Below are 6957 nucleotides of genomic sequence, written 5' to 3'. Positions count from 1 at the left end.
CCCCGGCCGCGGGCTGGCCCGGCCCACCACCCGGCAGGCCGTCCAGGCCACCGCCGCCTGCGCCTTCGCCCTGCTCGTGGGCCAGGCGCTCTCGCACGAGCGCTGGTACTGGGCCGTCGGCACCGCCTGGTGGATTTTTGTCAACACCGCCTCGCGCGGCGAGACCCTCGTCCGCGGCTTCCGGCGGGTCCTCGGCACCGTCCTCGGCATCGCCGCGGGCCTGCTGATCGCCGTACCGCTGGGCGGTGCGCCCGCACCCACCGCCGCCCTGGTCGCCGTATGCGTCTTCGGCATCTTCTACACCGCCGCGCCCTCGTACTCCTGGATGATGTTCTTCGTCACCGTCATGGCCGGGCTGCTCTACGGGCTCCTCGGCGTCCTCCACCCCGGCCTGCTGCTCCTGCGCTTCCAGGAGACCGCCGTCGGGGCGCTCGGCGCGGCTCTCGCCGTCGTCCTGATCCTGCCCGTCACCACCCACGCCGTGAACGACGCGTTCATCCAGCGCGCCCTGCACTGCGTACGGGCGGCCACCGCGGCCGCACTCGACCGGCTCGCCGGCGACGACGCCGCCGACCCCGCGCCGCACGCCGCCGAACTGGAACTGCTGCTGGGCCGCGCCCGGACCGCGCTCGCCCCGCTGGTCCACCCCCTCAGCCCGCTGCGCGCCCGCAAGGCCCGCGCCCGCCAGGTCCTCGCCCTCCTCGACGACTGCGCGCGCGAGGTGCGCGGGCTGGTGGCCGTCGCCGCCGACCCGCAGGCCTCCCACGACGCCCGCCTGGCGGCCGCCTGCTGGCGCGTCGAGGCCGCCGTCGAGGCCCTGACCGCGCCGGACGGCGCCGCCGGGGCCGGGACCCCCGCGGGCGGGCCGCGGCCCCAGGGCCGGACCCAGGCCGCCGAGCCGGCCCTGGTGCACCTGCACGGGCTGGAGCACGCCCTCGTCGCGCTGCACGCCCCGCTGCGCACCGACCCGCGTTCCCCGCTCGTCATCAGCGCCTGACCGAATCCGGAGTCCGGCGCGCCCGCACGACGGCGAAGCCGGAACCGGAGCTGCCCGCCGCGCCGAGGGAGCCCGCGGCCGGCTTCGCCCGCGAGCGCCGTGCGGGCCGCCTGGAACCGGGGCGGATCCTACGCCCCGTCAGGCCCCCGCGCAGGAGGTTCGGTCGAAGACCACTCGCCGGTGTGTTCGAACCCCCGGCGCGCTGACTCCGCCCACCTGCGGCCTGTACAACGGGTCACTGTTCACTGCGTGTGCATCCGCCACGCACAGGGTGGATCTGTCCGGACAGGGGGTAACGGCCCGGGATGGAAAAACTTCGGGAACGCACGACCACGTCGCAGGTGTGGGCCGCGGCTGAGGAGTTCGTCCGCCTCTTCCACCGGGAGAACCCGCAGGCCGGCGAGCCGCACGCGCGGCTCGCCGCCGTGCGGGCCGAGATCGCGGAGACGGGGACCTACCGGCACACGCCGCAGGAACTCGCCCACGGGGCCCGCGTCGCCTGGCGCAACAGCAACCGCTGCATAGGCAGGCTCTACTGGAACTCGCTGCGGGTGCGCGACCGCAGACACGTCGGCGACGCCGACACGCTCGCCGAGGAGTGCTTCGCGCACCTGCGCGAGGCCACCAACGGCGGACGGATCAGACCCACCATCACCGTCTTCGCCCCCGACGCCCCCGACCGCCCCGGCCCGCTGATCTGGAGCGAGCAGCTGATCCGGTACGCGGGCTACGGCGACCACCCCTCGATAACCGTCGGCGACCCGCGGAACGCGCCGCTCACCAGCGCGCTGCTCGCCCTCGGCTGGCGCGGCGGGGCGGGCACCCCCTTCGACCTCCTCCCCCTGGTCGTCCAGGGCGTCGACGACAAGCCGCGCTGGTTCGACACCCCGGCCGACGCGGTGCTGGAGGTGCCCATCGAGCACCCCGACGACCCCGGCTGGGCGCAGTGGGGGCTGCGCTGGCACGCCGTTCCGGCCATTTCCAACATGTGCCTGGAGATCGGCGGCATCCACTACCCGGCCGCCCCGTTCAACGGCTGGTACATGGGCACCGAGATCGGCGCCCGCAACCTCGCCGACACCGACCGCTACAACCTGCTCCCCGCCGTCGGCCGCCGTCTCGGCCTCGACACCTCCAGCGACCGCTCCCTGTGGAAGGACCGGGCGCTCGTCGAGCTCAACCGGGCGGTGCTGCACTCCTACGACCGGGCGGGCGTCACCATCGCGGACCACCACAGCGAGTCCCGGCGGTTCCTGACGCACCTGGCGAGGGAGGAGCGCAAGGGCCGGGAGGTCGGCGCCGACTGGTCGTGGATCGTCCCGCCGATCTCCGGCGCGGCGACACCGGTCTTCCACCGCACGTACGACGACCGGCCCAGCGCGACCGCCTACGTGCACCACCCGGGCGCCCGGGAGCGGGCCCAGGGCCGCGACTTGGTCTAGACCTTCTGTTACCGTCAGCCCGAGGAAGCGGGAAGCGGCGGAGAGGGGCATCCGTGGACGGCACGGCGGGCGCGGGCGGGGCGGACGGCATCCGCGGGAGCGGCGGCGAGCACCGGACCCCGCCGGGGGCGGCCTCCGCCCCGCCCCGCGTCCACATCGGCTCGTTCACCTCGGCGGGCGGCCGCGGGATCACCACCGCGGCCGTCGACCCGGCGACCGGTGCGCTCACCGCCCTGTCCGCCACCGGCGGCGCCCTCGCGGACCCCTCCTACCTGGCCGTCGACCGCGGCAGCGGCCTGCTCTACGCCGTCAGCGAGACGCAGCGGGGCGCCGTCCGGGCGTTCCGGCCGGAGGGCGACGGCCTCGCCCCGCTCGGGCCGGCCGTCCCCGTCGGCGGAGCCGGCCCCACCCACGTCAGCCTCGCCGGGCGCGCCCTGCTCACCGCCCACTACACCTCCGGCGGCATCAGCAGCCTCCCGCTCGCCCCGGACGGCAGCCCCGCCGGCCCCGCCGCCGTCCTCACCCACCGGGGCGGCGGGCCCGACCCGGACCGCCAGGAGGGGCCGCACGCCCACCAGGTCCTGCCCGACCCGAGCGGCCGCTGGGTCCTCGCCGTCGACCTCGGCACCGACTCCGTGCGCGTGTGCCGCCTCGCCGACACGGCCGCCGGCGCCCTGCTCCCGCACGCCGAGGTCCGGCTGCGCCCCGGCAGCGGGCCCCGGCACCTCGCCTTCCATCCGGAGGGCGGGACCGCGTACGTCGTGCACGAGCTGGAGCCCCTGCTGACCGTCTGCGGCTGGGATCGGCGCTCCGGGCGGCTGGAGCCGCTCGGCGAGGTGCCGCTCGCCGCGGGGGCCGCCCGCGGCGTACGGGCCTACCCCTCGGCGGTGCTGGCCTCGCCCGACGGGCGCTTCGTCCGGGTCGCGGTGCGCGGCGCCGACGCCATCGCGACGCTCTCCCTGGCGGACGGGCCCCACCGACCCCGCCCCGCCTCCAGCACCCCCTGCGGCGGGACCTGGCCGCGCGACCTGGCCGCCGACCCTGCCGGGCGCCGCCTGTACGCGGCCAACGAGCGCTCCGGTGACGTCACCTGGTTCGACGTCGACCCGGCCACCGGCGAGCCGCACCGGGCAGGCGCCCTCGCGGTCCCGGCGGCCACCTGCGTCGTCTTCGCCTGACCGGCCGCCCCGCACGTGCCCGGGACGCGGCGAGGGCCCGCGCCCCGGCTTCCGGGGGTGCGGGCCCTCGTACGGACGGCGCCGACCGGGGTCAGCGGGCGGGGGCGCCCTGCGGGATGCCGAGAGCGGCGGCGTACTGGGTGACCACCAGCTTGCCGAGCGCGCCGTACGCGCCGAGCACCTCGGAGACCGCGCAGTCGGCCTCCTTGGCCGCGGTGTCCAGCAGGCCCTCGGCGGCCTCCGGGCCGATCAGGTACGGCGCCAGGGCGAGCTGCGTGGAGCCCTCGCTGCGCAGCTGCTCGGCGACGGCGGCCACCGCGCCCTCCTCGTCCAGGGCAGCGGCCTTGACCGGCACCGCGAGGCGGGCGGCCAGCAGCATGCCGGTGACGCCGGCGACCTGGACGGCCTCCTCGCCGCCGGTGGTGGCGACGATGATGCCGTCGGCGGCGGTGGTCACCGTGAACAGCCGCGCGCGGTCGGCGCGGGCGAGGCCCGCCTCCGACAGCCGCACGTGCAGGCCCTCGGCGAGCAGCGGGTGCGGGCCGAGCACCTCGGCCAGCTCCACGGCGGCCGTGGAGTCCATGACGGCCTGGCGGATCCGGCGCAGCAGGTCGGCGTCGGGGCCGGCCAGCAGCGGGACGACCACGGCGTCCGGGCCGGACTGCTCCGGAACCTCGTGCCCCGCGGCGCGCGCGAATTCGGCGCGCGCGACGCGCTCGGCGGCGACGGCGGTCAGCACGCCCGACAGAGCCGGGAACTCGGCGCCCTCGGCGTCGTCACCCTCCAGGAAGCCGATGCGGGCCTCCAGGCCGGGCAGCTCGGAGCGGCCCATGCTGATGATCTCTTCCGCGAGCCCGCGCGAGGCGGCAGAAGGCGCGCCGGGCACGGCGAGCACCAGCGTCGGCGCGCCCTCGGGGGCCACCGCGGGCTCGGGCCGGCGGTGGCGTCCCGTCTGGCGGGGTCGCGGCATTCGTACGGGCAGGCCATTTGCGGGCCCAGTGGGGGAGCTCATGGCGCCGCATGCTACTGGCTTATCGGAAGCAGGTGTTCGGGCAGGGTCCGGCCGGGCGGCATCTGTCCGTATTTATCCGATGAATGTCGTATACGGTTCAACCGAATGATCCACTTGCGGGCGGATCAGACCCCGGCCGGCAGTCGCCAGTCCACCGGCTGGGCGCCCTGCCGGGCCAGCAGGTCGTTGGTCCTGCTGAACGGCCGGGAGCCGAAGAACCCGTTGTCGGCGGACATGGGGGAGGGGTGGACGGACTCCACCGCCGGCAGCTCGCCCAGCAGCGGCCGCAGGTTGCGGGCGTCGCGGCCCCACAGGATCGACACCAGAGGCTTGCCACGCGCCGCCAGCGCCCGGATGGCCTGCTCGGTGACGGCCTCCCAGCCCTTGCCGCGGTGGGCGTTGGGCTTGCGCGGCGCCGTCGTCAGCGAGCGGTTGAGCAGCAGTACGCCCTGCCGGGCCCACGGCGTCAGGTCCCCGTTCGCGGGGCGCGGCACGCCCAGGTCCGCGTGGAGTTCGCGGAAGATGTTGTCCAGGCTCGGCGGCACCGGGCGGACCTCCGGGGCCACCGAGAAGGACAGGCCCATCGCGTGCCCCGGCGTCGGGTAGGGGTCCTGCCCCACGATGAGCACCTTCACCTCGTCGAAGGGCTGCTGGAACGCGCGCAGCACGTTCGCCCCCGCCGGCAGGTAGGTCCTGCCGGCCGCGATCTCCGCGCGCAGGAAGTCGCCCATGGCGGCGATCTGCGCCGCCACCGGCTCCAGAGCTCGGGCCCAGCCCGGCTCGACGATTTCGTTCAACGGTCGTGCAGCCACGGGGAGTCACTCTACTGGCCCAACGCCCGGCCCCGTGCCGCGCTCCTCCTGAGGGCCGTTCAGGCGGGCAGCACCGCGGCCCGCACGCACAGCACGTCCGGCAGGTGCTCCGCGAGCAGCTCCCAGGTGTCCCCGTCGTTGCGGCTTCCGTACAACTCGCCGTTGCGGTTGCCGAAGTAGACGCCTGCCGGGTCGGCGTCGTCGGTGCACAGCGCGTCGCGCAGCACCGTCCCGTAGTGGTCTGCGTCCGGCAGGCCGCGGGTGAGCGGCTCCCAGGTGGCGCCCGCGTCGGAGGTGCGGAAGACCCGGCACCGGTGCTCCGCCGGGACGCGGTCCGAGTCGGCGTTCAGCGGGAAGACGTACGCCGTCCCGGGCCGGCGGGGGTGCGCGGCGACGGCGAAGCCGAAGTCGCTGGGCAGCCCGGAGCCGATGTCGGTCCAACTGCCGCCGGCGTCGTCGCTGCGGTACACGCCCCAGTGGTTCTGGAGGTAGAGCCGGTCCGGGTCGCCGGCGTCGCGGGCGACCTTGTGCACGCACTGCCCCCACTCCGGCTGCGGGTCGGGCAGGAACACCGCCGACACGCCGCGGTTGGACGGGGCCCAGCTGCCGCCGCCGTCCCGGGTGCGGAAGACCCCGGCGGTGGAGACCGCGACCGTGACGGCCGCGGGGTCGGCCGGGTGGGTCAGCACGGTGTGCAGGCCCTCGCCGCCGCCGCCCGGCATCCAGTCCCCCCGGGTCGGGTGCTCCCACAGCGGGCGGACCAGCTCGAACGACTCGCCCCGGTCGGCCGAGCGGAACAGCGCCGCCGGCTCGGTCCCCGCGTACACCACGTCCGGGGCCTCGGGCCCGGCCGGGTGCAGCTGCCAGACCCGTTCCAGGGAGGCCCCGGTGTCCTCGGGGAAGCGCACGGCGGGCCGGGCGGGCTCCCGCCACGTCGCCCCGAGGTCGTCGGAGGTGAACACGGACGGCCCCCAGTGCGAGCTGTCCCCGCCGACGAGCAGCCGGGGCGCCGGGCGGCGCCGGTCGACCGCCACCGCGTAGACGGCCTGGGCGTTGAAATGCGGCCCCTCGAACCGCCACGGCCCGCCGTCCCTGCTGCGGCCGATGAAGAGCCCCTTGCGGGTCCCCGCCAGGAGCAGCACCTCTGCCATGATCGACACCTCCGGCCGTCCTCGACCCCGGCGGGACTTCCGCTCGTCCCGCCGGGCGACTTCCGGCCAGTCTGCACCCGCGCCGCGGCCGCGGCCCGGCAGCGGGGCCGTGGCCCTGACCGGCTGACCGCCGGCGATCGACCGGCGCGGCAAAGTGTGGCTACTTGATCGTAGGAGGCCGAAAGGGGTTGACTTCCAGCCTCAGCCACTGCTCGCGAGAGGCAATACGTGGTCACAGAGCACCTCTCCCCGCTCGACCTCGCCTTCTGGCGGATCGACTCAGCCGGCCACCCCATGCATCTCGGCGCCCTCGCGGTGCTCGACTCCGCCCCGCCGGGCCCGAGGCCCCGGACGTGGTGTACGCG

General features: G+C 76.1%; 7 protein-coding genes. 4 read left to right on the top strand and 3 right to left on the bottom strand.

What is annotated here, in order from left to right; all coding sequences use genetic code 11:
* From EF903_RS25980 to EF903_RS25970, 3 genes are all read left to right on the top strand, one after another.
* Window positions 1-997, top strand: a 997-nt coding sequence (locus EF903_RS25980) for an FUSC family protein (protein WP_148142577.1), incomplete at its 5' end; no start/stop codon positions are given.
* Between the two features lie 305 nt (window positions 998-1302).
* Window positions 1303-2439: a nitric oxide synthase oxygenase gene (locus EF903_RS25975; RefSeq protein ID WP_125547112.1), complete on the top strand. Its 1137-nt coding sequence runs from the start codon at window positions 1303-1305 to the stop codon at window positions 2437-2439.
* A gap of 89 nt (window positions 2440-2528) precedes the next feature.
* Entirely contained in the window at window positions 2529-3617 is a 1089-nt protein-coding gene (locus tag EF903_RS25970) for a lactonase family protein (protein WP_125547115.1), read from the top strand.
* A gap of 91 nt (window positions 3618-3708) precedes the next feature.
* Here the strand turns inward: EF903_RS25970 and EF903_RS25965 are convergent, their stop codons facing one another.
* The 3 genes from EF903_RS25965 to EF903_RS25955 form a co-directional block, all read right to left on the bottom strand.
* Window positions 3709-4629 carry a sirohydrochlorin chelatase gene (locus EF903_RS25965; RefSeq protein ID WP_125547109.1) on the bottom strand — a complete coding sequence of 307 codons (921 nt, stop codon included), beginning with the start codon at window positions 4627-4629 and terminating at the stop codon, window positions 3709-3711.
* 125 nt (window positions 4630-4754) lie between these two features.
* Window positions 4755-5441 (bottom strand): uracil-DNA glycosylase, encoded by a 687-nt coding sequence (locus EF903_RS25960; protein ID WP_125547107.1) that lies wholly within the window; start codon window positions 5439-5441, stop codon window positions 4755-4757.
* A 59-nt stretch (window positions 5442-5500) separates the two neighbouring features.
* On the bottom strand, window positions 5501-6592 hold the full coding sequence (locus EF903_RS25955; protein ID WP_125547105.1) for a sialidase family protein: 1092 nt from the start codon (window positions 6590-6592) through the stop codon (window positions 5501-5503).
* A gap of 228 nt (window positions 6593-6820) precedes the next feature.
* Between EF903_RS25955 and EF903_RS25950 the strand changes: the two genes are divergently transcribed.
* The coding region (locus EF903_RS25950) for a wax ester/triacylglycerol synthase domain-containing protein (RefSeq protein WP_148142576.1) at window positions 6821-6957 on the top strand (137 nt) is incomplete at its 3' end.

Origin of the sequence: Streptomyces sp. WAC05292 (genome assembly GCF_003949955.1) — a bacterium.
In the GTDB taxonomy this organism is placed as follows: Bacteria; Actinomycetota; Actinomycetes; order Streptomycetales; family Streptomycetaceae; genus Streptomyces; species Streptomyces globosus.
This window is presented reverse-complemented; position numbering and strand designations above follow the sequence as displayed.

Excerpts from the sequence above, each read along its gene's own strand:
- EF903_RS25955 (WP_125547105.1), bottom strand. The coding sequence starts at position 6,592 with ATGGCAGAGGTGCTGCTCCTGGCGGGGACCCGCAAGGGGCTCTTCATC.
- EF903_RS25975 (WP_125547112.1), top strand. The coding sequence starts at position 1,303 with ATGGAAAAACTTCGGGAACGCACGACCACGTCGCAGGTGTGGGCCGCG.
- EF903_RS25965 (WP_125547109.1), bottom strand. The coding sequence starts at position 4,629 with ATGAGCTCCCCCACTGGGCCCGCAAATGGCCTGCCCGTACGAATGCCG.